Origin of the sequence: Pseudomonas sp. ML2-2023-6 (genome assembly GCF_037055265.1) — a bacterium.
GTDB lineage: Bacteria > Pseudomonadota > Gammaproteobacteria > Pseudomonadales > Pseudomonadaceae > Aquipseudomonas > Aquipseudomonas kulmbachensis.
In genome coordinates this window covers 418,182-441,935 of sequence record NZ_CP146347.1, presented here as the reverse complement: position 1 = coordinate 441,935, position 23,754 = coordinate 418,182, and the positions used below count along the sequence as shown (strand labels likewise).

At 58.2% G+C, this 23,754-nt stretch carries 23 protein-coding genes, 2 tRNA genes and 1 pseudogene; 5 read left to right on the top strand and 21 right to left on the bottom strand.

Going from position 1 to position 23,754, the window contains the following annotated elements:
- Positions 1 to 71 precede the first annotated feature (71 nt).
- The 9 genes and pseudogenes from V6L79_RS01905 to V6L79_RS01865 form a co-directional block, all read right to left on the bottom strand.
- Positions 72 to 851, bottom strand: coding sequence for a SprT family zinc-dependent metalloprotease (locus tag V6L79_RS01905; RefSeq protein ID WP_338579738.1), 780 nt, complete (start codon positions 849 to 851; stop codon positions 72 to 74).
- Positions 848 to 1,711 carry a restriction endonuclease subunit S gene (locus V6L79_RS01900; protein WP_338579737.1) on the bottom strand — a complete coding sequence of 288 codons (864 nt, stop codon included), beginning with the start codon at positions 1,709 to 1,711 and terminating at the stop codon, positions 848 to 850. Before V6L79_RS01900 ends, V6L79_RS01905 begins: the two co-directional genes overlap by 4 nt.
- A pseudogene (locus V6L79_RS01895) lies at positions 1,701 to 1,922 on the bottom strand (N-6 DNA methylase); the annotation flags it as partial. The gene V6L79_RS01900 and the pseudogene V6L79_RS01895, both read right to left, overlap by 11 nt.
- Complete coding sequence (locus tag V6L79_RS01890; protein WP_338579736.1) at positions 1,850 to 2,887, bottom strand: integrase domain-containing protein; 1,038 nt, start codon at positions 2,885 to 2,887, stop codon at positions 1,850 to 1,852. The pseudogene V6L79_RS01895 and the gene V6L79_RS01890, both read right to left, overlap by 73 nt.
- A 291-nt stretch (positions 2,888 to 3,178) precedes the next feature.
- Positions 3,179 to 3,448: a hypothetical protein gene (locus V6L79_RS01885; RefSeq protein WP_338579735.1), complete on the bottom strand. Its 270-nt coding sequence runs from the start codon at positions 3,446 to 3,448 to the stop codon at positions 3,179 to 3,181.
- Positions 3,449 to 3,797: 349 nt separating this feature from the next.
- A complete protein-coding gene (locus V6L79_RS01880) occupies positions 3,798 to 5,120 on the bottom strand; it encodes an integrase arm-type DNA-binding domain-containing protein (RefSeq protein WP_338579734.1) in 1,323 nt (440 codons plus the stop codon).
- 172 nt (positions 5,121 to 5,292) lie between these two features.
- A tRNA-Thr gene (locus V6L79_RS01875) sits at positions 5,293 to 5,368 on the bottom strand.
- 173 nt (positions 5,369 to 5,541) lie between these two features.
- Complete coding sequence (locus V6L79_RS01870) at positions 5,542 to 6,909, bottom strand: heavy metal sensor histidine kinase (protein ID WP_261740165.1); 1,368 nt, start codon at positions 6,907 to 6,909, stop codon at positions 5,542 to 5,544.
- A complete protein-coding gene (locus tag V6L79_RS01865; protein ID WP_261740164.1) occupies positions 6,902 to 7,576 on the bottom strand; it encodes a heavy metal response regulator transcription factor in 675 nt (224 codons plus the stop codon). Before V6L79_RS01865 ends, V6L79_RS01870 begins: the two co-directional genes overlap by 8 nt.
- 135 nt (positions 7,577 to 7,711) lie before the next feature.
- Here V6L79_RS01865 and V6L79_RS01860 point away from each other — a divergent pair, with 135 nt between their 5' ends.
- Complete coding sequence (locus tag V6L79_RS01860) at positions 7,712 to 8,191, top strand: heme-binding protein (RefSeq protein WP_261740163.1); 480 nt, start codon at positions 7,712 to 7,714, stop codon at positions 8,189 to 8,191.
- A gap of 31 nt (positions 8,192 to 8,222) precedes the next feature.
- Positions 8,223 to 8,633: a hydroxyisourate hydrolase gene (gene uraH, locus V6L79_RS01855; RefSeq protein WP_321835027.1), complete on the top strand. Its 411-nt coding sequence runs from the start codon at positions 8,223 to 8,225 to the stop codon at positions 8,631 to 8,633.
- 33 nt (positions 8,634 to 8,666) lie between these two features.
- Here uraH and V6L79_RS01850 read toward each other — a convergent pair whose 3' ends face one another.
- From V6L79_RS01850 to V6L79_RS01830, 5 genes are read right to left on the bottom strand one after another with little or no spacing between them, the layout of a single operon-like run.
- Positions 8,667 to 9,875, bottom strand: coding sequence for a methyltransferase (locus V6L79_RS01850; protein ID WP_321835024.1), 1,209 nt, complete (start codon positions 9,873 to 9,875; stop codon positions 8,667 to 8,669).
- Positions 9,856 to 10,545 carry an ABC transporter permease gene (locus V6L79_RS01845; protein ID WP_261740160.1) on the bottom strand — a complete coding sequence of 230 codons (690 nt, stop codon included), beginning with the start codon at positions 10,543 to 10,545 and terminating at the stop codon, positions 9,856 to 9,858. Before V6L79_RS01845 ends, V6L79_RS01850 begins: the two co-directional genes overlap by 20 nt.
- On the bottom strand, positions 10,545 to 11,237 hold the full coding sequence (locus V6L79_RS01840) for an ABC transporter permease (protein ID WP_261740159.1): 693 nt from the start codon (positions 11,235 to 11,237) through the stop codon (positions 10,545 to 10,547). The genes V6L79_RS01845 and V6L79_RS01840 overlap by 1 nt, the downstream gene beginning before the upstream one ends.
- Before the next feature lie 57 nt (positions 11,238 to 11,294).
- A complete protein-coding gene (locus V6L79_RS01835; protein WP_261740158.1) occupies positions 11,295 to 12,050 on the bottom strand; it encodes an ABC transporter substrate-binding protein in 756 nt (251 codons plus the stop codon).
- Between the two features lie 13 nt (positions 12,051 to 12,063).
- Positions 12,064 to 12,837 (bottom strand): ABC transporter ATP-binding protein, encoded by a 774-nt coding sequence (locus V6L79_RS01830; protein ID WP_261740157.1) that lies wholly within the window; start codon positions 12,835 to 12,837, stop codon positions 12,064 to 12,066.
- Positions 12,838 to 13,380: 543 nt separating this feature from the next.
- Here V6L79_RS01830 and gabP point away from each other — a divergent pair.
- The gene (gene gabP / locus V6L79_RS01825; RefSeq protein WP_261740156.1) at positions 13,381 to 14,772 is read left to right on the top strand and encodes a GABA permease; all 1,392 of its coding nucleotides are present in this window, start codon (positions 13,381 to 13,383) and stop codon (positions 14,770 to 14,772) included.
- Between the two features lie 78 nt (positions 14,773 to 14,850).
- Here gabP and V6L79_RS01820 read toward each other — a convergent pair whose 3' ends face one another.
- Positions 14,851 to 15,900, bottom strand: coding sequence for a PDDEXK nuclease domain-containing protein (locus tag V6L79_RS01820; protein ID WP_338579733.1), 1,050 nt, complete (start codon positions 15,898 to 15,900; stop codon positions 14,851 to 14,853).
- Positions 15,901 to 16,028: 128 nt separating this feature from the next.
- On the opposite strand from V6L79_RS01820, the gene V6L79_RS01815 reads away from it, so the two are divergent.
- A complete protein-coding gene (locus V6L79_RS01815) occupies positions 16,029 to 16,274 on the top strand; it encodes a DUF1272 domain-containing protein (protein ID WP_321835018.1) in 246 nt (81 codons plus the stop codon).
- Positions 16,275 to 16,416: 142 nt separating this feature from the next.
- Here the strand turns inward: V6L79_RS01815 and V6L79_RS01810 are convergent, their stop codons facing one another.
- The 6 genes from V6L79_RS01810 to V6L79_RS01785 all read right to left on the bottom strand — a co-directional run bounded on the left by V6L79_RS01810 (position 16,417) and on the right by V6L79_RS01785 (position 21,692).
- Positions 16,417 to 17,277, bottom strand: coding sequence for an alpha/beta fold hydrolase (locus V6L79_RS01810; RefSeq protein ID WP_395246919.1), 861 nt, complete (start codon positions 17,275 to 17,277; stop codon positions 16,417 to 16,419).
- A 59-nt stretch (positions 17,278 to 17,336) separates the two neighbouring features.
- Positions 17,337 to 17,807: a hypothetical protein gene (locus tag V6L79_RS01805; RefSeq protein WP_321835016.1), complete on the bottom strand. Its 471-nt coding sequence runs from the start codon at positions 17,805 to 17,807 to the stop codon at positions 17,337 to 17,339.
- A gap of 164 nt (positions 17,808 to 17,971) precedes the next feature.
- Positions 17,972 to 18,047 (bottom strand) — tRNA-Phe (locus V6L79_RS01800).
- 104 nt (positions 18,048 to 18,151) lie between these two features.
- A complete protein-coding gene (locus V6L79_RS01795; protein WP_261740152.1) occupies positions 18,152 to 18,424 on the bottom strand; it encodes an oxidative damage protection protein in 273 nt (90 codons plus the stop codon).
- A complete protein-coding gene (gene mutY / locus V6L79_RS01790; RefSeq protein WP_338579732.1) occupies positions 18,421 to 19,488 on the bottom strand; it encodes an A/G-specific adenine glycosylase in 1,068 nt (355 codons plus the stop codon). Before mutY ends, V6L79_RS01795 begins: the two co-directional genes overlap by 4 nt.
- Positions 19,485 to 21,692 carry an AsmA family protein gene (locus V6L79_RS01785; protein WP_338579731.1) on the bottom strand — a complete coding sequence of 736 codons (2,208 nt, stop codon included), beginning with the start codon at positions 21,690 to 21,692 and terminating at the stop codon, positions 19,485 to 19,487. Before V6L79_RS01785 ends, mutY begins: the two co-directional genes overlap by 4 nt.
- Positions 21,693 to 21,986: 294 nt before the next feature.
- Here V6L79_RS01785 and V6L79_RS01780 point away from each other — a divergent pair, with 294 nt between their 5' ends.
- The gene (locus V6L79_RS01780) at positions 21,987 to 23,648 is read left to right on the top strand and encodes an OFA family MFS transporter (RefSeq protein WP_261740149.1); all 1,662 of its coding nucleotides are present in this window, start codon (positions 21,987 to 21,989) and stop codon (positions 23,646 to 23,648) included.
- The last annotated feature ends 106 nt before the right edge of the window (positions 23,649 to 23,754 follow it).

Sequence of the window (23,754 nt, the reverse complement as noted above, 5' to 3'; positions counted from 1 at the left end):
TGCCGGCTAAAGAGGAGGCTGCTTTTGGTCAGTAGTAATTCTAGAGTCGGCATCCGCATGTATGATCAAAATCAATCGACGTTGAGTAAGGATGCCGCCATACCGTCTAGCCGCTTTTTCACCCTTTCCCACTGTGGCATCACTTGCTGCATTAGCCGGTAAAAGCGTTCGCTGTGGTTATGCTCCGCGATATGGCAAAGCTCATGCAGGATTACATAGTCAATGCACTCGCGGGCCGCCTTAACCAAGTGGGGATTGAGCGTGATGCGCCCGGCGGGGGAGCAACTGCCCCACTGCGTTTGCATGCTGAGGATGCGCAGTGGTGGCTTGCCAGAAACCCAAAGGGCTTGCTGCAAGACTGCCTCCAGACGTCGATCAAAAACCTCGCGGGCGCGGGCCTTGTACCAAGCGTGCAGCAGCTCGCGTACCTTTCCAGCTGATTTCACCCGGATAGACACCTCCAGCTTGCCACGCAATAGACGCACCTGTTGCAGCCCATCAGGTGCCTCCACGACCTTAAGCACATATTGCTTGCCCAAGTAGTAGTGGCTTTCTCCGCTGATGTACTGCCGCGGGCGAACATGCGTGAGCTGAACGCGGAACTCACGAAGCTGCTGATAAATCCAACGACCGCGCCGCTTCAGTGCACCCAATACCTGTTCATCGCTTGCCCCGGCCGGTGCACTGACTCGCACGCGGCAATCTGGATCGACCTTGATCAGAACGCGCGAAACCTCGCGTCCCCGTTGCTCCCGCTCAACCTGTATCAACTCATCGGCATAGTAAAAACTCAGCCAGCTTTGTTGCGCGGCGGGACCAGGCGAAGCATTCGTGACGATGGGCACGCTCATATACCGGCCAAGCCTACCCGCGTGATTTGCACCACCCACCCAACCATGGCCTTTGCCTGATCCATACCAGCACCCACCGCCTTGCACTCCTTGAAGAGCAGCGGTAACCAACCGGGCTTAACAACTTTGTAACGCTCGATGGATTTGCCGATGGTCTCCGCGCGCATGGGAGTCATGCCTTCGCTTTTATTGACCGACATAATTTCGTTCGCGCCCTGAGTGAGCCCCGAGTTTCGCAGGCTCGAGCCGAGCAGGTAGCGAGTCAGCGGTAGCTTTCTCCATGGGATATTGAAGCCAGATAGACGCTTTCTACCAGTCAGCAGCAGTTGCATCAGCGCCTTTTTCTGCTGTTGACTGTTTCCCAGCAGTGTTTCAGTGGTGGTGATGGCTTGATCCCAAACGGAGAGGATTTTGGTTATTTTATTTTGCTCAGAAACCGGTGGCAGCAGGATTGGAAGTTTTTCCAATCCTGCTTTAGTCAGTTTGTAGCGCTTCGCCCCTTGCCTTGTAAGGTGTGCGGTAAGATCGCGATGAATAAAGTAAAGGTGGAACCATCTTGCTAGGCACAAATTCGAGTCGATTATGATGTGCGCGTGATTGTTAACATTCGCCTTTCCTGAAAAAATAAGCGTCATTTCCTTTTCTTTATGCTTTAGAAAATGATCGCCATCCTCTCCAATTATGGCGAACTCACAATCGATCCTGAAATGATCAATGTGATCCAAAATTCCAGTTGGCCCAAAATAAGGATATGGTCCCTTCATACCCTTCCTTTCATCACTATTTAATGGAAGGCGAAGGTTGTTTTTGATGTTACAGCACTGACCTACTGCAGATTGACTCCACCCCTCAGGCACCATAACCCAGCTCCTTCAAGTATCCATCCATCCGCACCTCTAGCTCGGCCAGTTGCGCTTTGAGCTGTTCGCGCTCGGCACGAACGGCGAGCAGATCGATCTCTTCTTCTTCTTCGAAGATATCTACGTAGCGCGGGATGTTCAGGTTGTAATCGTTCTCGCGAATTTCCTGCAGGCTGGCGCGGTGGCTGTACTTGTCCGAGTTGATGCGGTTATATACGCTGCGATCACGTCAGTGCGGTTATGGCCCAGTTCCAGGCTGATCTGCTTGCGTGCTGTGTGGTCGAGCTCACGGTTTTCCTGAAAGCAGGTGCCGCCGTTGATCGGCGCTGCATGGCCGGTAAATTGTTTGTAACGTTCGCAGGCGTAGGCGGCGCGCAATTCGTGGAAGCCTTTCAAGCCATATGCGTGCAGGATCTCGCGTGCCGGTTTCACGGTTTGCTGCAGGAAAGTTTTGTAGCTTTCGTCGTGAGCGAGCAGGTTGTTGCTGCCAGTGGGCGAGGCGTTGCGGGCGGCTCGCAGCGCGTCCCGTACGTTCTGTGTCGCTGTTATCCACCGTGGTGCGTATGCGCCTGAACGACTGCCCTTGGTGCCGTCTTGGATGTTGACGCGGCCGAGCCGCTCGGCTTCGCGATGCAAACGTGGCAGATCGGCCAGGATGGCTTCGCGCAGGCGCATGCCGGTTTCGCGGGCAAGGTGCAGGATGGCGCTGACACGTTGTTGCTGCAGGGCGTTGAGTGCTTTGATGATGGTTTTCAGGTGCTCGCGGTCTTGTCCATTGGGTGCTTCGCTCCTGACTGTAGACCTGTGCAAGCCGAGGGCTTGGCTGGGGCTGGCGACCCGTACCGAACGATCACCACGAATCGCTTCCAGCGTGCGGTTCACGCTGGAAAGTCGGTTCTGTGCGGTGGTGATTTTCAGGCCGCCTTGCTCGACCTGTTGGCGCAGGTGCTGGGCATAGTCGATTAGCGTTTGCCGGTCGATCTTGCGGGCGTCATTGATATTTGTACCGAGTTCGGATCTGCACCATTCGGCGAAGGATGCCCAGCGGTCTGCGTGGGCTTTGACCGTTGCATAGTGCCCATTGCCAAACATATCCTTTAACGCCTGCCGTCCGGCATAATTCAGCTGTCGCCCCCATCCAAAATTTCGTCCACCCCTTCTTCCAACAAGTGCCATAACCTTGTTCCTCTCGGAGCCCATCGAACGAAGCGTTATCCCCACGTCATCCCGCCAAGAATGTTGAGTGTTATCAGGGATCAAGGCCCCTGCGACCTGTGAGGGTTGTCCACTAACGCGGGACTTGCGGCTCCTTACGACCGGGAGCTTGGGCATCTCATGATCTGACCTCCTGAGCACTTCCGAAGAAGTGGGCGGGTGGAAGCTGCACTGGTTGACGAGACCAGTGCCGCGAGATCCTGAGTCGGGTGAAGGCAGTGATGAGATGACCGGGGCATGCCTGACTGTCAGTCAGGTGCAATCCATTCCTTGGGCTGCGGCACCATCATCTGCATCGCTGTTGCTGGTGACCTCGGTATTTGTCACGCCGATTGTCACGAGGGGGAATGCCGCAAAGCCTTGTACGAGTTGGGCTGCAGCAGCGGTAGGAGCGCCCGTCTCTTTCCAGAAGAAAGAGACGGGCGCAGGTTGGCGCAGTGAAGTGGCCAAGCGGATAGATTGCTGCACGGCAGCTGGGTAGGGGATGTATTTGCCGCAATGGCAATGATCTGAAGTAGGCATCCATCACATCGCTGTGACCGTGCGAGCCGCCGGACGCTAATCGCACTTTGGGAGAACCACCACGGTGTGGCGTAGCCTCAAAGGCTCTGGCTACCTGGGTTGCTGTCAACGACAGCGCTTTGCCCGATCTTTTCTACGCCTGTGGATAATTCGGGTCAAGGCTCGAATTTTTGGGAGTTCTGCGGCTGTGGATGAAATTATCCACCGGTGGAAATCTGTGGTTTTCCACAGACAGTTGCGTGGGCTTTAGATTTTTTAAGTGAGGTCCATCCAAACAGGGCTGCTTTGCGGCCCTGTTTGGATGGACCCGCGTGGACAAGCGGATCACTGAGATATGAAGACCGAGCGCTTACTCGGTTGCGCCACGTCTTGCTTTTAGGCGAGTGACGTTCGCTCCTGTCTGGTTCGCGAATTCGTGGGGAGTGACATGCTCCTGCCGGTTGGCCTCCAGGTACCGGCTCCACCAGTTCATGATCAGCCTGCGCTCCTCGATGAACTCGGCCTTGTGGATGTAAGCGGCGCGGACGTTGTTGCGCTCCTTGTGGCTCATCTGCCGCTCGATGGCTGTCTCCGACCACAATCCTGACTCGATCAGTGCGCTGCAGGCCATCGAACGAAATCCATGCCCGCAGATATCGGTTTTGGTGTCGTATCCCATCGTCCGAAGCGCGTTGTTCACGGTATTTTCGGACATGGGCTTCCAAGGTTTGGCATCCCCTGCGAAGACCAATGCGAATTTGCCTGTGAGTGCATGGATTTTTTCGAGTAGCGCCACTGCTTGCGGCGATAACGGTACTAAATGGATATCCCCTGCCATCTTCGTACCCCTTGTGGAAAAGGGTACTCCCTCCAACGCGGGTCGAGTGTCCGGTATCTCCCAGGTGCCGCGCTTGAGGTCGAACTCGATCCAGCGTGCGAAACGCAGCTCGCTGGATCGTACAAACACATGCAGCGACAGCATCACCGTCAGACGGGTAAGTGCCCGGCCTTTATAGGTGTCGATCCGCTCCTGCAGTTCCGGCAGTCGCGATAAGGGTAGAGCGGGGCGATGTACCACCCGCGGGGCTTTGATCGAGCCTTCGAGATCGTAAGCAGGGTTTATGGTGATAAGCCGGAGGCGCTTTGCCTCGCGCATAATGCTTTGCAGGTAGTTTTGTACCCTTAAAGCAACGTCTATCGTTCCGCGCTTCTTGATCGCTTCCAAGGGCTGCATAAGGTCATGGGTGTCGAGATCAACAATGGCGCGTGCGCCGATCAGCGGGAATACGTGGGTTTTGAGGCGGCTCATCACAGTCTTGGAGTGGCCTGGTGCCCACTTGGCCGACATTTCCGTGTGCCAGTCCAGCGCAACGCTTTCAAAGGTTCTGCCTTTGATCACGGCTTCCACCTTGGCTTGGTGCTTGGTCTCTATGGGATCAATGCCATCCGCCAGCATTCGCTTGACCTCCAAGCGCTTGCGGCGCGCATCGGCGAGGCCAATGACGGGGTAGTTGCCGAACGAGGTCAGTCCTTCCCGTCCGTCAGGTTTGACGTAACGGAGCCGCCAGCCTTTGCGGCCATTGGGTTGGACTAGGAGGTAGAGGCCATCGCCGTCGAAAAGCTTGTAGGCGCGGTCTGTAGGTTTTGCCAAGCGGCAAGCTGCGTCGGAGAGCGGAGCTGTGGTGCGCGACATAAGGGTACTCCCTTTTATCGAAGTGACCTGTATCCCAAACTCTACCCTTAAAACGGTTGGAATCCACCAGTTTCTGACGGAAACCGATGGAACGCCAAAACGAAAAAACCCGCCAGAAGGCGGGTTTTTCGGGGGTTCCAGAGATTTTGAAAGCCTTCTCTGGAACCTTGTATGGTGCCGGCACCAAGAGTCGAACTCGGGACCTACTGATTACAAGTCAGTTGCTCTACCAACTGAGCTATACCGGCGTTATGGGCGACGAGTATACCCGGATGTTTGCGCTTGTAAACCCCTGATAACAGACTATTTTCACGATTCTGGCTGGGGCTCGTTGAAAAATTAGCGCAGGTAGTCGGCGGTGAGCCGAATTTTCACTGAATTGGCCAGCGGCGATACTTCGTCGCTCATCTGTTTCACCGCATTAAAGATATGCAAACCCCAGCTCAAATAGCGTGCCGCTGTCATCACTGTTTATCCGCACCTGGCCGCCATGCAGTTGCATGATCGAATGCACAATCGCCAACCCCAGGCCGCCGGAGTCGCCAGGTTGTGCCCGTGACGGGTCGACCCGGTAAAAACGGTCGAATAGCTTGCCCAGATGCTGCGCCTCAATCGCCGGGCCAAGGTTGTGCACTCCGATCCAGCAAAACCCGGCATCGTCATGGCGGAGCAAACGCACGGTAGAACCTGCTTGAGCATGGCGCACGGCATTGGCCAGCAGATTGCCCAGCGCTCGTTGCAGCAGTTGTTGATCGGCCACAAGCGGCCCGCTGAGCTGATTATCCAGTTGCAACTGACGGTCTTCGGCCAGCGCCTCGAAGTAATCACATAGCCCATCGCCGACCTCGCGAAGGTCCAGCGCTTGCAGTTGCAATGGGCGCTGGCCGTGTTCGGCGCGGGCGAGAAACATCAGATTTTCGGCCATGCGATTGAGACGTTCGTACTCTTCGATATTCGACGCCAGCACTTCTTGATACTCGGCCGGGCTGCGCGACTGGTTCAGGGCCAGGCTGTTGCTGCCCAGCAGGTTGTGCAGCGGTGTACGGATTTCATGGGCCAGGTCGGCGGAGAACTGCGACAGGCGCGCAAAGCTGTCTTCGAGCCGCGCGAGCATGGCGTTGAGTGCCTGCACTGGTTCTTTGAGCTCGGTTGGTATGGCTTCGGTGGGCATGCGCCGGTCAAGGCTGCGTGGGTCGATATGGCGCATGGCCTGTGCCAGTTCGCGCAGTGGCGTGAGGCCTCGGCGTAACAGCAGTAAGCCAAGTCCGAAGGCCAGCAATGTGCCCAACCCTGCTGCCATGTACAAGCGCATGCGGTAACTGGCGAGCATCTGCTCACGCTCATCCAGGCGCTTGCCTACCGTCACGCTGAGGATTTCATCAGCCGGGCCTCGAGCCATACCGGCAAGCAGCACTGTCGCGTCCAGGGTTTTGATATCCGTGCGCTGCGGTGCCCGGTCCTGAGCGATAGGCGGCATATCCGGCACGTCCTGTTGATGCGGGTTGATGGCGATCAACGGGCTGCCATCTGCCCGTTTGACCAGCAACACGCTGTCCAGGTTGCCCAGCATGTTCTGGTACAAACGCGGGCGCTCTTGCAGGGCTTCGAGGCTGTCGCTGTCATGCAGCAGGGCGCGGACTTGCTCAAGGCGCCCGAGCAGCGCCTGGTCATCACGAAACGCCAACTCCGAGGCCAGGGAGCGATACAGAAATACCCCGATCACACTCAGCACCAACGCACAGGTCAGGGCAATCGCCAGCGCTAGGCGCCAGGCGATGGATTTACTCATCGGGTGCTTCCAGCTGATAGCCGACGCCGCGCACGGTGTGGATCAGTTTGGGCATATACGGGTCGTCGACCTTGGAGCGCAAGCGGCGCACGGCGACTTCGACCATGTTGGTGTCGCTGTCGAAGTTGAGGTTCCAGACCTGCGAAGCGATCAAGGTGCGCGACAAAACTTCGCCCTGACGGCTGGCCAGCAGTTGCAGCAGCGCAAATTCCTTGTTGGTCAGGCTGATGCGCTGGCCGCCCCGGCTGACCCGGCGGCGCAGCACATCGATTTCAAGATCGGCAATGGTGTATGCCTCGGCCTCGCGCATGGGGCCACGGCGCAGCAAGGTGCGCACCCGGGCGAGCAACTCGGCAAAGGCGAAGGGCTTGAGCAGATAATCGTCGGCACCCAGTTCGAGGCCGCGCACGCGGTCTTCGATGGCATCCCTGGCGGTCAAAAACAGCACCGGCGTGGCGCTGCGCTGGCGAATCAGTTGCAGCAATTGCCAGCCATTGAGCCCCGGCAGCATCACGTCGAGGATGATCAGGTCGTATTCCTGTTGCTCGACAAAGTAACGGCCGTCCAGCCCGTTCAGCGCCACATCCACTGCAAAGCCTGATTCCTTGAGGCCCTTGGCCAGGAAATCTGCCGTCTTGGCTTCGTCTTCAACCACTAACAAACGCATCGCACACCTCGATCAATCGTCTGCACAGGCTAGGCGCCTTCGCGGGTGTTGCCTATTACAAACTTGTAATGCAACTGACGGGGTTCTGACGAGGGTCGCTGGTTAAGGTGGACGCATTCGTACAGGAGCTTGCCGATGATGCTGAAAACCTTGTTGTTATGGACTGCCGTTGGCGTTGCCAGTGCCGCCCATGCGGCGCCGAATCTGGCGCGTCATGCCGATCTGGACCTGGCCACTGCCCGGCAGTTGGCCGATGCCACGCTCAAGCACTGCACAGGTGCGCTGAGCGTGCTTGATCGCGGTGGCAATGTGCTGGTGGCGATGCGCCCGGAGGACGTTGGCCTGCACAACCTGCTGGCCAGCCAGCGCAAAGCCTGGACTGCGCTGTCGAGCAAAACGCCGACCCGGTTGTTTGCCGAGCGAGCGCGCAGCAATCCTGAAGCGAGCAACCTCAATACCATCGCTGAACTGTTGTTGCTGGGCGGCGGCGTGCCGCTGTTTGCCGAGGGCGAACTGGTGGGCGCAATGGGCGTGGCCGGGGCCGGAGGTGCTGAGCAGGACGAAGCCTGTGCGCTAAAGGCCGCGCAACAGATTGGCCTGACCATTCAACGCTGAATTGATTGTTTTTTAACCAACAGGATTAATCATGAAATCTCTACGAATGACATTGGCGGCTTTGAGCCTGAGCGGCCTGTCGAGCCTGGCATTGGCAGCGGGTAACCCTTTGAGCGTGCATGTGCTCAACCTTGAAAATGGTCTGCCATCGCCGGGTGTCAACGTGACGCTGGAAAAGCATGTGGGTAAAGACTGGCAGCCGCTGGCACAGGGCGTGACCAACGAGCAGGGGCGTATCGGCGAGCTGTTCCCGGCCAAGCAAGCGTTTGAGGCGGGTGAGTATCGTGTGGTGTTCAAAACCGGTGAGTACTTCAAGAAAACGGGCCATGAGACCTTCTTTCCGGAAATTCCGGTGATTTTTGAAGTGAAAAATGTGGACCAGCATTACCACATTCCGTTGCTGCTCAGCCCTTATGGCTTCTCGACGTATCGCGGCTCGTAGGCTACAAGCCAGCTCCCACAGGGGGCGAGAAACTTATCCACAACGCTGCGCCAGCAGCATCAGGTTGCGCGGGGTCAGGTGGTTGTCGCAGAACTCGCCGACCTGTACCTCATAACCGTTTTCCTCCAGATACAGCGCCCGATCCAGCACCAGCCACACCTCCAGCGGACGCCGGAACAGCCCGCGCACCAATTCAAGATTGCGCACCTGCGCCAGCCGTTCCCAGCCTGCGGCTTGCAGTGCGGGCCAGTCTTCGTCGCCGCTTGTGGATAAGTTCTTCAGTGCTGCCAGATCTGCGCAGTATTCGGCAAACGGCTTGTTCAGCCAGGTGCCGGGCAACGAGGGTGTGGATAAGTATTCATCACACTGACGGTGCTGGCGCTGCCACAGATCAAAACCCAAACGCCGTGCCATCGACTCGTCACGCTGGCGCCGTACGCGGGTGCCTGCAGTGACGGTTTCGCTCATGGGCAGGCCCAGGTCGTCCAGCGACAGCTGCAAGCCGGATGCCTTGGCGGCTGTGGATAACGCCTGATAGTGCGACCCGCCGATGCGGTTGTAGCAGCAGGGCGACACGGCAAGTTGTGCACAGCCCGCCGCGCTGGCCAGTTGCAGCAGGCGCACATGCAAGTCGCCACAAGCATGCAGTGCCACGGGGGTCATCCGGGCCGTGAGCTGCAACGCGGCTTCGGGGGCGAGCACGTCTTGTTGAATATGGTGTGCTGGCAAGTGATGGCGCTGGCTGAGTTGCTGGCCGGACTCGATCAGTGCCGGGTCGTACTCCAGACAGGTCAGTTGCTCTCCAGCGCTCATAAGTCGACGACCTAAATGGCCTTTGCCTGCGCACCAGTCCAGCCAGTGCGTGGGTTTTTGCTTGAATGTCAGGCTCTGGGCGAAGGCTTCGATTTGTTGCCATTTACGCCCCGGCACATCCACCTGCAAGCGCTGGGCAACGGGGGCAATGGCTTGGGTGGGCAGACGGTTAACCGCGCTCAGAGCGAGCGAGGTCGCCGCCAGCTCAGGGAACGGCGCGGGGGCGGGCAAGTGTTGAGGCTGGTTGTGGCTGGCTTCGGCGTCTTGTAGCGAGCGCTGGCGCAACCACTGCGCCAGTTCGGGGTGTTGCGCTTCCCACGGCACATTCAGCGCAGTGAAGGGCCGTGGGCGCCAGAGGTGCTGGTGGTCGAGCAGAAACCGGTCCAGCGCCTCAAAGCGGGCGAGCAGGTCAGCGCCCTTGGCAGGCATCGACGCGCAACCAGCGCTCCAGCAGTTTGAACCCCTGGATCAGCACAAACGACATGATCAGGTAGATCGCGCCTGCGGTCAGGAACATATCCACCGTCAGGTAGTTGCGAGCAATGATGGTGCGGGTCATGCCGGTCAGTTCCAGCAGGGTCACGGTACTCGCCAGCGAGCTGGCCTTGAGCATCAGGATCACTTCGTTGCTGTAAGCCGGCAGGCCGATGCGCGTGGCCCGCGGCAGGACGATATGCACCAGGGTTTTGAAGCGCGACATGCCCAGGGCCCGTGCTGCCTCGATTTCACCCGGAGGGATGGCCTGAATCGCACCACGCAGGATCTCGGCAATGTACGCGGCCGTGTGCAGGGTCATGGTGATGATTGCGCACCAGAACGGGCTACGCAGGTACGGCCACAACGCGCTTTCACGCACCAGATCGAACTGAGCCAGACCGTAATAGACCAGAAACAGCTGGATCAGCAGCGGCGTACCACGGAAGAAAAAGATATAGGCATAAGGCAGCGAACGCACATACCAGAGTTTGGATGAGCGGGCGATGCCCAGCGGAATAGCCACGATCAGCCCGGCGATCACCGAGATTGCGGTCAGCTCCAGGGTCAGGGTTGCGCCCTGCATCAGCTTGGGCAGCCATTTGAGGATTACTTCCCACTCCATTACGTCCTCCTCACGAAGCCGCGCGCTGCGCGTTTTTCAAGCACGTGCATGGTGCCCATGGCCAATACGGTCAGGCCCAGGTACATCACGGCTGCCACCATGTAGAAGGTGAACGGGTGTTTGGCGAAGGTCACGGCGTTTTGCGCCTGACGCATGATTTCTTCCAGACCGATTACCGACACCAGTGCGGTGTCTTTCATCAGGATCATGAACAGGTTGCCCAGGCCGGGCAGGGCGATACGCCACATTTGCGGCAGCACCAGCCGGGTGAAGATCCGCGGTTTGGACAAGCCCAGTGCCATGCCCGCTTCGCGGTGGCCTTTGGGGATGGCCAGAATGGCGCCGCGAAACACTTCGGTGGCATAGGCACCAAAGCACAGGCCCAAAGCGAGCACGCCTGCAGCGAAGGCACTGAGGGTGAGTTCGGGCATGCCGATGTGTTCGCCGATGGCGCGCACCAGATTCACGCTGCCGAAGTAAATCAGCAACACCCAGAGCAGTTCGGGCACGCCGCGAACCAGGGTCGAATAGGCGCCGCCCAACCATCTAAGCGGTTTGTAGGGGGATGTTTTGGCCAAGGCACCGAGCAATCCGAGCACCAGGCCCAGACACAGCGCAGTAAGTGCCAGTTTGACGGTCATCAGCGCGCCAGCGGCAAGCGCCGGGCCGAATCCGTATAGATCGATAGTCATTGGGTAGGCAGGCTTTGCTAGGGACTGGTGCGCCCGTGGGCGCACCAGTCAGGCAGGTCAGTAGATGCTGAACGGGAAGTACTTGTCGTTGATCTTCTTGTACGTGCCGTCTTCAACGATTTGCTTGAGGGCCAGGTTCAGCTTGGCGCGCAGTTCGTTGTCGCCTTTACGCAGAGCGATGCCGACTTTGTCGTCTTCGTTGACCGGCTCACCCTTGAACTCGTATGCCTGGCCAGCCGGGCTTTTCAGCCAGTCGTAGTTGGCGTACTTGTCAGCCAGCAAGGCGTCTACACGGCCCGAAGTCAGGTCGAGGTAGGCGTTTTCCTGGGTGTCGTACAAGGAGATGGTCGCGTCGGTGCCCAGGTTATCGTCCAGCCAGGTTGCAGCTTGAGTAGAACGCTGGGTGCCCAGGGCCTTGCCCTTGAGGGACGCGAGGTCGGTTTTGAAATCGACTTTTTTCGGTGCGATGAACTGCTGCTTGTTGGAGTAGTACGGGTCGGTGAAATCGACCGCTTGCTTGCGTTCGTCCGTGATCGACAGCGACGACACGATGAAATCGTACTTTTTGGCGTTCAGTGCCGGGATGATGCCGTCCCAATCGGAGGTGACGATTTCACACTCGGCTTTCATCTTGGCGCACAGGGCCATCGCGATGTCGGGGTCGAAGCCCACAACTTCACCACTGGCGTTTTTGTTATTGAATGGTGGGTAAGCACCTTCAATCCCGACTTTGTACTTATCAACAGCCAGGGCGTTGGCGCTGAAAACCAGTGTGGCGGCAGCGGCCAGGAGAAGCTTTTTATAGTTCTGCATTCGTGTTGCTCCGTTAGCGGTTGCTGGACATGAATTGTTTACAGCGCGCCGAAACCGGGTTGTCGAACACCTGTTCTGGCGACCCTTGCTCTTCGATCAGGCCCTGATGCAAAAACACTACTTCGGTGGACACCTGACGGGCAAAGCCCATCTCGTGGGTGACCAACAGCATAGTGCGACCTTCTTCGGCGAGCGCGCGGATCACACTAAGTACTTCTTGAACCATTTCCGGGTCAAGTGCCGATGTCGGTTCATCGAACAGAATGACTTTGGGTTGCATGGCCAGCGTGCGGGCAATCGCTGCACGTTGCTGCTGGCCGCCGGACAATTCGGATGGATAGGCATGGCGCTTTTCGCCAATGCCGACCTTGGCCAGCAGTGCTTCGGCAACTTCGATTGCTTCGGCTTTGCTCTGCCCCAGAACCCGACGCGGGGCCTCGATAATGTTGTCGAGGATGGTCATGTGCGGCCACAGGTTAAAGTTTTGAAATACAAAACCCAGTTCACTGCGCATGCGATTGATCTGCTTGCCGTCGGCCGCGACCAGTTCGCCATTTTTGGCTTTCTTGAGTTTGAGCTCTTCCCCGGCGACCACGATCTGGCCTTCATGGGGGTTTTCCAGAAGGTTGATGCAGCGCAGCAGGGTGGACTTGCCGGAACCGGAAGAGCCCAGGATCGAGATCACGTCGCCGTCGCGTGCGGTCAGCGAGATACCTTTAAGTACCTCAAGCTCGCCGTAGCGTTTGTGCAAGTTGCGGATTTCAAGCGCGGGCGTGGCCAAAGCCATGTGCGTTCCTCATTGTGTTCGGGTGCGATCCTGCTGTTGGGCGGCCTTCCTGGCGCAGGCCAAGCTAGCATAGGGTTGCAGAGGCAACCAGCCGCCCTGAAGACACAAAAGACGCGAGGGTGGCAGTTTGTCGCATCGCTACAGCAGAGTGTCGCGTCGACAACAACCGACCCTGTATTTCGCCGTTCGGCCAGACAGGTGTCGCTTAAAAAAGGTCGCGATGTTGCCAGCTTTGGCCCGGTGTTGGAAGCGCGAACCTACTAAAGGTTAAAGATGCGCACCGCTTTTGGGCTATATGGGCAATTTTGGGTATTTTTGGTGCGCTGAGACCCATGTAACTGAGTGTTACGGTAACGAATTGGCAAAAAGCCATTACTCTCAATAGGTTGCAGTTGGGGGCAGGAATCGTTGCAGGCCGCGAAAACCGTGCACTTGTCACATTCTGGCTCATTTATTGCGTAAAGGATTCTAAACGCCCCGTTGGTTACTTTTTACGAAAGTCAACGCGGGTGCTCGGAATGGCTTCAATGAAAGGTAGTCCCAATGAGCAATACGCAATCCTCTAACGGTCTGGAACAAGGGCTAAAGCCACGGCATGTGACCATGCTGTCGATTGCCGGTGTTATCGGCGCCGGTTTGTTTGTCGGCTCAGGACACGCGATTGCACAAGCGGGTCCCGCTGTACTGCTGGCTTACGCCGCCGCTGGTACGTTGGTGGTGTTGGTGATGCGCATGCTGGCCGAAATGGCCGTCGCATCTCCTGACACCGGTTCGTTCTCCACCTACGCCGACCGTGCCATCGGGCATTGGGCCGGTTTCACCATCGGCTGGCTGTACTGGTGGTTCTGGGTACTGGTTATCCCACTGGAAGCTGTCGCTGCCGGCACGATCCTGCATGCCTGGTTCCCCGGCACGGCGATCTGGGTCTTTACCCTGGTCATCACCCTGTTACTGACGGCCACCAACTTGTTCAGCGTCAAGAACTACGGCGAGTTCGAGTTCTGGTTTGCGTTGGTCAAAGTGCTCGCGATTATTGGCTTTATTATTTTGGGTCTGCTGGCGATTTTCGGCTTTCTGCCTACCAGTCAGGTCAGTGGCGTCGCGCATTTGTCAGACACCATCGGCTTTATGCCCAACGGCATGGGCGCGGTGTTGGCGGCCATGCTGACCACCATGTTCTCGTTCATGGGTACTGAAATCGTCACCATCGCGGCGGCGGAATCCAAAGACCCAAGCAAGCAAATCACCAAGGCTACCAACTCGGTGATCTGGCGGATTGGCTTGTTCTACCTGGTGTCGATTTTCATCGTTGTGGCCCTGGTGCCGTGGAACGACCCGGCTCTGGCCCAGTTCGGCTCCTACCAGACCGTACTCGACCGCATGGGTATACCGAATGCCAAGCTGATCGTTGATATCGTCGTATTGATTGCGGTAACCAGCTGCTTGAACTCGGCGCTCTACACTTCCTCGCGGATGCTGTACTCCCTGAGCAAGCGCGGCGACGCACCGGCTGCGGCCAAGCGTACCAACGCCTCTGGCACGCCTTACTGGGCGGTGATGATGTCTACCGGCGCAGCTTTTGTGGCTGTATTCGCCAACTACGTGGCTCCGGCTGCAGTGTTCGAGTTCCTGCTGGCCAGCTCTGGCGCCATTGCGTTGCTGGTGTACCTGGTGATTGCCGTGTCGCAACTGCGCATGCGTCAAAAGCGTATGGCTTTGGGCGAGAACATCTCGTTCAAAATGTGGCTGTTCCCGGGCCTGACCTGGGCGGTGATCGTATTTATCGTGGCCATTTTGACCATCATGCTGTTCCAGGAAGCGCACCGTGTTGAAATCATGGCTACCGGTTTGCTGAGCATTCTGGTGGTGGCGGCAGGCCTGTTGGTGGCACGTCGTCGACGCATTGAGAAACTGGGGGCAACGGTACTCAACTGAGGCCAGGACGGCTCTCGCGGTTGAATACACAAGCAAGGCCGCCATCCTCGGGGATGGCGGCCTTTTTTGTGGGTGGCATCAGCGCTGAGGGTGTGAGGCTTCGACCAGCGCTTGCTCGCGGTCGAGTTCGGCGCGCAGTTCTTCCTCGGTAGGCAGAACCAATGTGTATTTGCTGGCGAACAATTGCTCGTTTCCATGCAGCACCGAGTAGCGCACCACCGAGGCATCTTTCTGCGCGCACAGAATGATGCCCACGGTGGGGCAGTCTTCGGGGCCGCGCTTGAGGTCGTCGTACAGGCGTACGTACATGTCCATCTGGCCGATGTCCTGATGCGTCAGCTCACCGCGTTTGAGGTCGAAAATTACAAAGCACTTGAGCAGGTAGTTGTAGAACACCAGGTCCACATAGAAGTCTTTGCTTTCGGTGCTGATGCGCTGTTGGCGGGCAACGAAGGCGAAGCCTTTGCCCAGCTCCAGCAAGAACCCTTGCAGATGATCGATCAGCGCCTGTTTCAGCCCCGTCTCGAAAAGCCCCGCAACCGTCGGCATGCCCAAAAACTCCAGCAGTACCGGGTCGCGTACAAACTCGCGCGGGCTTTTGTTCAGGGGAAGTACATTGGCTGCGGCTTCCTGAATGATCGCAGGACGATCCTGGCTGACCAGCAGGCGTTCGTAATACAGCGTCCCGATTTGCCGCTCAAGGGCGCGGGTCGACCAGTTCAATGTGGCAGCTTCGTTCATGTACCACTGGCGCGCACTGTCTTTTTCGACCCGTAACAGGGTGCGGTAGTGGGTCCAGCTCAATTCGGTACGCACTGCGTTCCAAATTGGAAACCCTTGGTAGAAGCTGCGCATGTGTCGCAAATTACGCTCATCAAATCCTTTTCCAAACTCGGTTGTAAGGGCATTAGCCAGTGTCGGTAAGAGTTGCTTGCCATAAGCAGCCCGAGCAGCCCCGGCCTGTTCGTACTCGATGATATGTCGGCCCATGTTCCAGCAGGTTTGCACCTGCAATGTATCTACCAGGCGCAAGGCTTTTTGCCGGGCCTGGCGGATCAGATCGCCCAAGGAGGTGAGCAGGGGAGCCAGATTTGAATCGTGGGTGTTGGCGGGTAGCGGAGGGTTCATTGTTTTTGCCGCGCATTAGCCAGAGGGACTAATGAGAATGTCATTGCCATTTTGTATTGGCAGTTGGTTTTTTGCGGGAAGCGTCTTAAATGTAAAGATGAAAATTACCGGTCTTATGTGAGGTGTTCATGCTCGAATTACGCCCTAGTTGCGAATGCTGCGATTGCGACTTGCCACCTGATTCTGCGCAAGCACGGATTTGCTCATTCGAGTGCACCTTTTGCGCAACCTGTACGGAGCAGAACCTGGGCGGTCTTTGTCCTAATTGCGGGGGTGAGCTGTTGGTGCGACCACGTCGGCCGGCCAATAAACTGGCGAATAACCCGCCGTCGACTGAGCGGATTTTCAAGCCGCAGGGCTGTACTGCCCGTTGAGGTTGTAGCCGCTGTCGAGGCACGAGGCTGCGATTGATTGCGAAGCGATCGTAAGCCCGTGTATCAGCGTTTATCTGAAACGTCGGGCTGCATGGTTTTGCGACTGCTGCGCAGTCGATCGCAGCCTCGCTGCGGCTACGAGTTATTGTCCGGGGGTGATAACCCGCCCCGGCACATCACTCACCAATTCCCCGCTCTGCAACCACTGCAAGGCAATCGGCCACAAGCTGCTTTGAAAGCGGCTGTGAAAAAACGCGAAATGGCCTATGGCTGCTTCGTTGATATCTTGCGGTTGAATGCGCAGGTGCGTGCGTGAGCTGGCGCTGAAGTAACTCAGCAAGCGCTCGATTGCCGCCACGGTGCCAAAAGGATCATCGCTAAAGCTGATGGCGAGGGTTTTGGCCGTAACGCAAGAAAAGGGCAGGGCGGCAAGGCCGCGTGCGCTGGGGAGCTTCTCGTAGCGCGTGCTGAAGGCGCTCCAGTCCCTGACCACGCCCGCCGGGGTGTCTTCGAGCCAGCCCAGGCGCTTGCCGGGGAAGTAGCCGCAGACGCGAGTCAGCAACGGCATGACCCCGTGCCATTTGGCGAGCATCTGCCAGCGCTGTGCTGGCGCGTAGTCGCGCCAGTGGGCAAATTGCGCACCCACTGTCACCAGATGGCGAATCGCCTGCCCGGAGGCCGCCAGGCCCGCTGCACAGCCGCCAAAGCTGTGACCGACTACATCGACCGGCTGGCCGGGGTATTCGCGCTGGGCGCGCTTGAGGATGGCTTCGGTGTCCAGCGCCCCCCAGTCCGACCAGCTGGCTTCAAAGCCGCGCAACGAGCCGATGCGTGAGGCGCCGATGCCGCGATAGTCGAACAGCATCACGTCCAGGCCGTGGCTGAACAGGTATTCGGCGAACCTTGAATAGTACTGACAGCGCACCGAGGTGGCGGCGCTGACCACCACCACGGCACGCGTACTGTCGGGTGTGCGCTGGCGCCACTCAAAACCGCCCAGCAGGTAACCGTCAGCAGCGGGTTCGGTGAATGCCCGGCTGACAGGTTCGATCAGGGCTACGGTCAGTGCGTGCTCCGGGTATTGCGTTCCTGCAACAGGCGAGAAGCTTCGACGTAGGCCTTCTGGAATGCCGGGGTTTCGATCCAGGCCACGGCGCTGTCTTCATCGTCGCCATGTACCGCGATGCGGTATTCGATCAGCAGGCCCATCAGGAAGTCGGTCGCCGGTTCTTCTTCCTCTTCCGAGATCACCAGTTCCAGCACCGGGTACTGCAGGAATACCGCGCACATGGTTTGCAGGTTGATGGCTTCGGCGCCTTTCATGACCTGGAACAGATCATCGTAATCGGCCGGGTCAAAGCCGTTGTCGAGAATGTCCTGGAAGTTGAACGTGCTGAGATCGATTTTCACATCATCGAACGGACTGTCGATCAGTGCGCCAGCCGAGGCTTTGGCCGGTTTGCCGACGCGGTTCTGTTTAGCTTTGGTTTTGGCCCGCTGCGCGTTCTTTTGCTGTTTTTTTGGCGATGACATGAATGTGTGTCCTTTGCAGGCTGAGGAGAGGATTGAACCCTATCTCTTTGCAATCGCCAAGAGAGGTGGCGCCACCGGGTATAAATCACGGCCAAAAAAAAACCCGCACTAGGCGGGTTTTTCGTTGTTTTGATGTTGTGTAAACACCACATCAAAACTGAATGTGGTGCCCAGAGACGGAATCGAACCGCCGACACGGGGATTTTCAATCCCCTGCTCTACCGACTGAGCTATCTGGGCAACGGGGCGCATTAGAAGCCTTTTTCGATAACTCGTCAAACACTTTTTTGAAAAATATTTAATTATTACCGTCGCTTACAGACCAACCCCTTTAAATCCGGGGTTTATTCGGTCGGCGGAACGTAGCCTTCAGCTTGTGCGTATTCTTCGCCGCTGAAGAACTTGTCCATTTCGCCCTGCAAATATTTTCGATCTTCTGCGTTCATCATGTTCAAGCGCTTTTCGTTGATCAGCAAAGTCTGGTGTTTTTGCCAGTCAGCCCAGGCCTTGGCCGAAACGTGCTCGAAAATGTCCTGGCCTTTGGTGCCCGGAAACGGAGCGCGTTCAAGGGCAGGCAGTTCTTCTTTGTACTTGCGGCAGATGATGGTGCGGGTCATGACGACTCTCCAGCGTTCAATAGGTCGGCTGCGCGTTTGAGCAGCTTCTTGACCGGGGCGGCAAGGCCCAGGCGCGGCGGGGTGGCGAGGTTATACCAGAGCCAGTCGGGCTCGGCCACGTGATGGCCGCACGAATTGACGTGGATCAGCCAAGGTTCGATGGCCAGTTGGAAATGGCTAAAGGTATGGGTCAGGCTTGGCAATTCGTGTTGCGCGCCCAGGGTCAGCGAGTGTTGTAGCGCCAGATGCTCGATGTCTTGCAGGTCATCCAGCTCGGGCAGGCTCCACAGTCCGCCCCACAAACCGGTCGAAGGGCGACGGTAAAGCAGGATAGCGCCCTCGGCGTTGGCCAGCATCGGCATTAACGTGCGTTTTTGCGGGATGGTTTTGCGCGGCTTGGGGATCGGGTAACGCGTCTCCAGGCCCAGCAAGTGGGCTTCACAGCCGCTTTCGAGCGGGCACAGCAGGCAGCTGGGCTTGCTGCGTGTGCAGAGCGTGGCGCCCATGTCCATCATTGCCTGGGTGTAGGCGTTGACCCGGTCATGGGGGGTGAAGCGCTCAGCGGTGGCCCATAGCTGTTTGGCGACCTTGGGTTCGCCGGGGTAGCCCTCTTGCGCGGTATAGCGCGCCAGCACCCGTTTGACGTTGCCGTCGAGGATCGGTGCGCGCAGGCCCATGCTCAGGCTCGCAATCGCCCCGGCTGTGGATAAACCGATGCCGGGCAGCTCGACCAGTTTTTCGACATCACGGGGGAATTCGCCGTCATGTTCGGCGACGACGATTTTGGCGGTTTTTTGCAAATTGCGTGCACGGGTGTAGTAGCCGAGGCCGGTCCACAGGTGCAGCACTTCGTCTTCCGGTGCCGCAGCCAGGGCTTCGACCGTTGGCAGCGAGGCCATGAATCGGTCGAAGTAGTTCAGCACAGTGCTGACCTGGGTTTGCTGCAACATAATTTCCGAGACCCACACCCGGTACGGGGTGATGCCCTGTTGCCAGGGCAGGTCGTGGCGGCCGTGGCGGTCATACCAGTCCAGAACCGCCGTTGAAAATTGCTCGTCTCTCATCGGTTGAACAGCCCCTTGAGAGCGTTTTTGAGCTCAGGGCTGACTTTGTCGCCGAGTTTCTCTTCAAGTTTGTCGCTGAGCTTGTTGCCCGCCACTTTGGCGGCCACCTTGCCCAGGCCCTCTTTATCCAGGCGGCAGGCCTTGGCGCCAAGCTCCAGCGGGCCACGGCAACGCAATGGCAGCTCGATGCCGACAAAGTTCTTGCCGACTTGGCACGCCGGGTCCGGCATGGCGCGGGTATCGCCTTCGATGGTGATGCCAATGCGGTAGTCCATGCCCAGTACGCGCAGGTCGATGTCGCCATCGCCTTTTACGCTCAGGCCGGGCATGCGCACGATCATGTCGGGGTTGCTGGCCACGCCGTTACGAAACACCAGGCTGCCCTTGAGCTCCTTGAAGGGAGTGTCCTTGGCCAGCGGGGCGCCGCTCAGGGTTTTGCGATTGAGGGTGGAGATGCCCTTGCACAACTGCTGTTCGAGGTTGGCATTGAGCAGCACGCCGTTGCTGAGGGCAAAGTTGGCGGTGCCGTTGAGGCTGGAAATCAGCGCGCGCTGGCTATTGCCGCTGCCCGTGACGTTGCTGTTGAGAGTCAGCAGGCCGGTAACGGGCGGTTTTTGACCTTGGCTTTGCAGGATTTTTTCGACTGGAACATTGGTGATGCGGGTCTGCAGCTTGGCCAGTGGCAGCATGGGCCGCACGTCCAGGCTGCCGTTGGCCGCAAAGTTACCTTTGTAGAGGTTGCCGCTCAGGTTTTCGAGGGTGAGCAAGCCATCTTTGCTGTTGGCCTTGAGCGCAGCATTCTGGATCGGCAGTTGGGTCAGGGTCAGTTGACCAAAGCTGATATCGGCATTCAGGTCGAGCGCCTTGAGGCGGGTAACAGGAATGATCTTGGTCGTGCTCCAGCCGCTTTTGGTCGGTGCATTGGGCAGTGGAGTGTCACCCGATGCGGCCAGTGCGTCGGCTTCGCTGCCTTGTACTTCGGCCTGGCGAGCGGCACTGGCGCCGTTGGCTTCGGCTGATTTAGGCGGCAGGTAGCGATCAGCGTTGAACGTGTCGCCTTTAAGCTGGACACGCACGGCCTGTTTGGCGAAGTCCTCAATGGCAATGCGCCCGGTAAAGGTGCTGTCGTCGACTTTCAGGTTGAGGTCGTCAAAGGTCAGGCTGGTCGGTGTGCCAGACAGGCGGCTGACCAGTTCGACTTTGCTCAGGCTCTCGGGTGCCATTGCAGGCAGCGGGTGGCCGATGCTGTCGAGAAATCTGGCCAGATCGAGCTGGGCAATCGATACGCCGCCGCTGATTTGCGCGGTGGTGTCCAGGTTATTGACCTTGAGTTCACCCAGGGCCCGCAGCTGGTTGGCGGAAATCTTCAAACTGCTCCATTCGGCGACGTTGGCAGCCAAATCAACCAGAATTTGCCCCTGCGCCGCGAAAGTCATGGTTTTGCCTTGTAGCGGCTCACCCGAGGCTTCGCCCGTGACTTTCATGTCTTCAAGCTGATAGCGCTTGAGCACGCGGTCAAAACGCAGTTTGCCGTCGACTTCGGTTTTGACCCGCATCACGGGCTGGTTGGTGCCCAGAAAGGCGGTCAGTTTGACCGGGATGCTGGTGGCTTCGTGAACCGGGCCGGTGCTCAGCTGGATACTTTCGGCGCTGAATTGCTTGCCGCTTTGCTCGTCGTTGTACTCAACCCGCGCATTGTTCACGGTCAGGCTGTCGATATCGAGCTTGAGCGGTTGGCTGACGCTGTCCGGTTTGCTGGTCGGTGCTGGCTCGGTGCTGGCGGTCGTTGCGGTGTCGGTTGCTGGCTTGCCTATGTCCTGCCAGTTGCCGTGACCGTCCTTGTCGCGAGTGAGGCGCAGGTTCAGGCCTTCGACACGAACATCGCTCATTTGCACTTCTTTGCGCAGCAGCGGCAGTACGCGCACGGACAGGCCGAGCATTTGCAGGTCGGCAAAAGGCTGGGTCGGCGCTGCGAGGGTTGCGACGCTGGCGTCGTGCAGCTCCAGGCCTAGCCAGGGGAAGAGGCTCCAGCCGATGTCGCCATTGAGGGTCAGCTCAATGTGGGCTTTGTCACGGGCTATCTGGCGGATCTCGTCTTTATAGTCGTTGGGATCGAACAGATGGCTCAGGGCGAAACCCAGGGCCACGATGATCAGCAACAATCCGAGAAGCACCAGACCCAGGATTTTGCCGAACGCTTTCATGGGCGAGTCCTTGTAAGTCTGAGTGAAGGGGAGTTTTAAATTTAGCCGCAGAGTATAGCGCCACGCGCAGGCGGACTGGGGTTGGATAGTTACGGATCAATTTGCTTCTTTTAGACCGTATCAGCTTGGGCATTCGTCTGCGTTCAGATGGTAATCTGCGCGTGGTTTTCCGACCTTCTGCGACGTATTGTCGCGCATGAACTTGGCCCGACAAAAATGACTGTGTGCCGCAAGGCGCCAAAGTCGGGGGTTGAGCGCGTCCGGGAACCTCTTCATTACCTGGGGGAAACATCTATGAGTACCAGCAGCGTTGCGGGCAGTCTTGCCTCACAACCGGCGTTCCTGTCCAAGGAGCGCATCATTGCCAAACCCGGCTTCAATCGTTGGCTGGTCCCGCCAGCCGCATTGGCCATTCACCTGTGCATCGGCATGGCCTATGGCTTCTCGGTGTTTTGGTTGCCGCTGTCCAAAGCCTTGGGCGTGACGGCGCCTGTGGCTTGCGCACCGGACATGAGCTTTATCGCGCAAGTGTTTTCATCGCAATGCGATTGGCCGATCTCGATGCTCGGCTGGATCTACACCCTGTTTTTTATCTTCCTCGGTTGCTCGGCAGCGGTGTGGGGCGGCTGGCTTGAGCATGCCGGGCCGCGCAAGGCCGGTGTGGTGTCGGCACTGTGCTGGTGTGGCGGTTTGCTGATTTCCGCGTTGGGCATTTATACCCACCAGATCTGGCTGATGTGGTTGGGCTCGGGGGTTATCGGCGGTATCGGGCTGGGCTTGGGCTATATCTCGCCGGTGTCGACGTTGATCAAGTGGTTCCCGGACAAACGCGGCATGGCCACGGGCATGGCGATCATGGGCTTTGGTGGTGGTGCAATGGTCGGCGCACCGCTGGCTGCAGCACTGATGAACCATTTTGCCGGGCCGGACGGCGTGGGCGTGTGGCAGAGCTTTGTGGCGATGGCGGCGATTTACTTCGTGTTCATGATCGGCGGCGCGTTGTCGTACCGCGTGCCACCGACCGGCTGGAAGCCTGAGGGCTGGACTGCTCCGGCGAAAAAAGCTGCGAACGCGATGATCACCCAACGCCACGTGCACGTGAGTGTGGCCTGGAAAACCCCGCAGTTTGCGCTGGTGTGGCTGGTGCTGTGCCTTAACGTATCGGCCGGTATCGGCATTCTGGGCATGGCGTCGCCATTGTTGCAGGAAGTGTTTGCGGGCAAGTTGCTGGGCAATGACCTGACATTCAGCCAGCTGGATGCAGCGCAATTGGCGCAAATTGCGGCGATTGCAGCGGGCTTCACCGGACTGTTGAGCCTGTTCAACATTGGCGGGCGATTCTTCTGGGCGTCGTTCTCGGACTACCTGGGACGTAAAAACACCTACTTCGTGTTTTTCGCGTTGGGCTTTGCGTTGTACGCGATGATTCCGAACCTTGGTCATCTGGGCAACGTGTCCCTGTTCGTGGCGGCGTTCTGCATCATCTTGTCGATGTACGGCGGCGGCTTTGCCACGGTACCCGCCTATCTGGCAGACCTGTTCGGTACCCAGATGGTCGGCGCGATTCATGGTCGTTTGCTGACGGCCTGGGCGGCAGCGGGCGTGCTGGGGCCGGTGCTGGTCAACTACTTGCGCGAGTATCAGCTGAGCATCGGGGTTGAACGTGCGGCGGCCTACGACATCACCTTGTACATCCTCGCAGGGCTGCTGGTGCTGGGCTTTATCTGCAACTTGCTGGTGCGTCCGGTGGCCGATAAGTACTTCATGACCGATGCCGAACTGGCGGCCGAACAGGCGCTGGGCCATGACAAGGGCGCGGACGCAAGCACTTCGCTGGAGTGGAAAGCTGCGCCAGGCAGCCAGCCACTGGTTATCGCGGCCTGGCTGGCCGTGGGTATTCCATTGCTGTGGGGCGTGTGGGTGACGGTGCAGAAGACTGCGGTGTTGTTTCATTGATCCAGAGGGCGCCACGTCCTGTGGCGCCCTTGTAGCCGCTGCCGAAGGCTGCGATCGAGCCCGCAGGGCTCGCGTTTGCAAGCTTGCAGGAAGGCCCTTCGGGCCT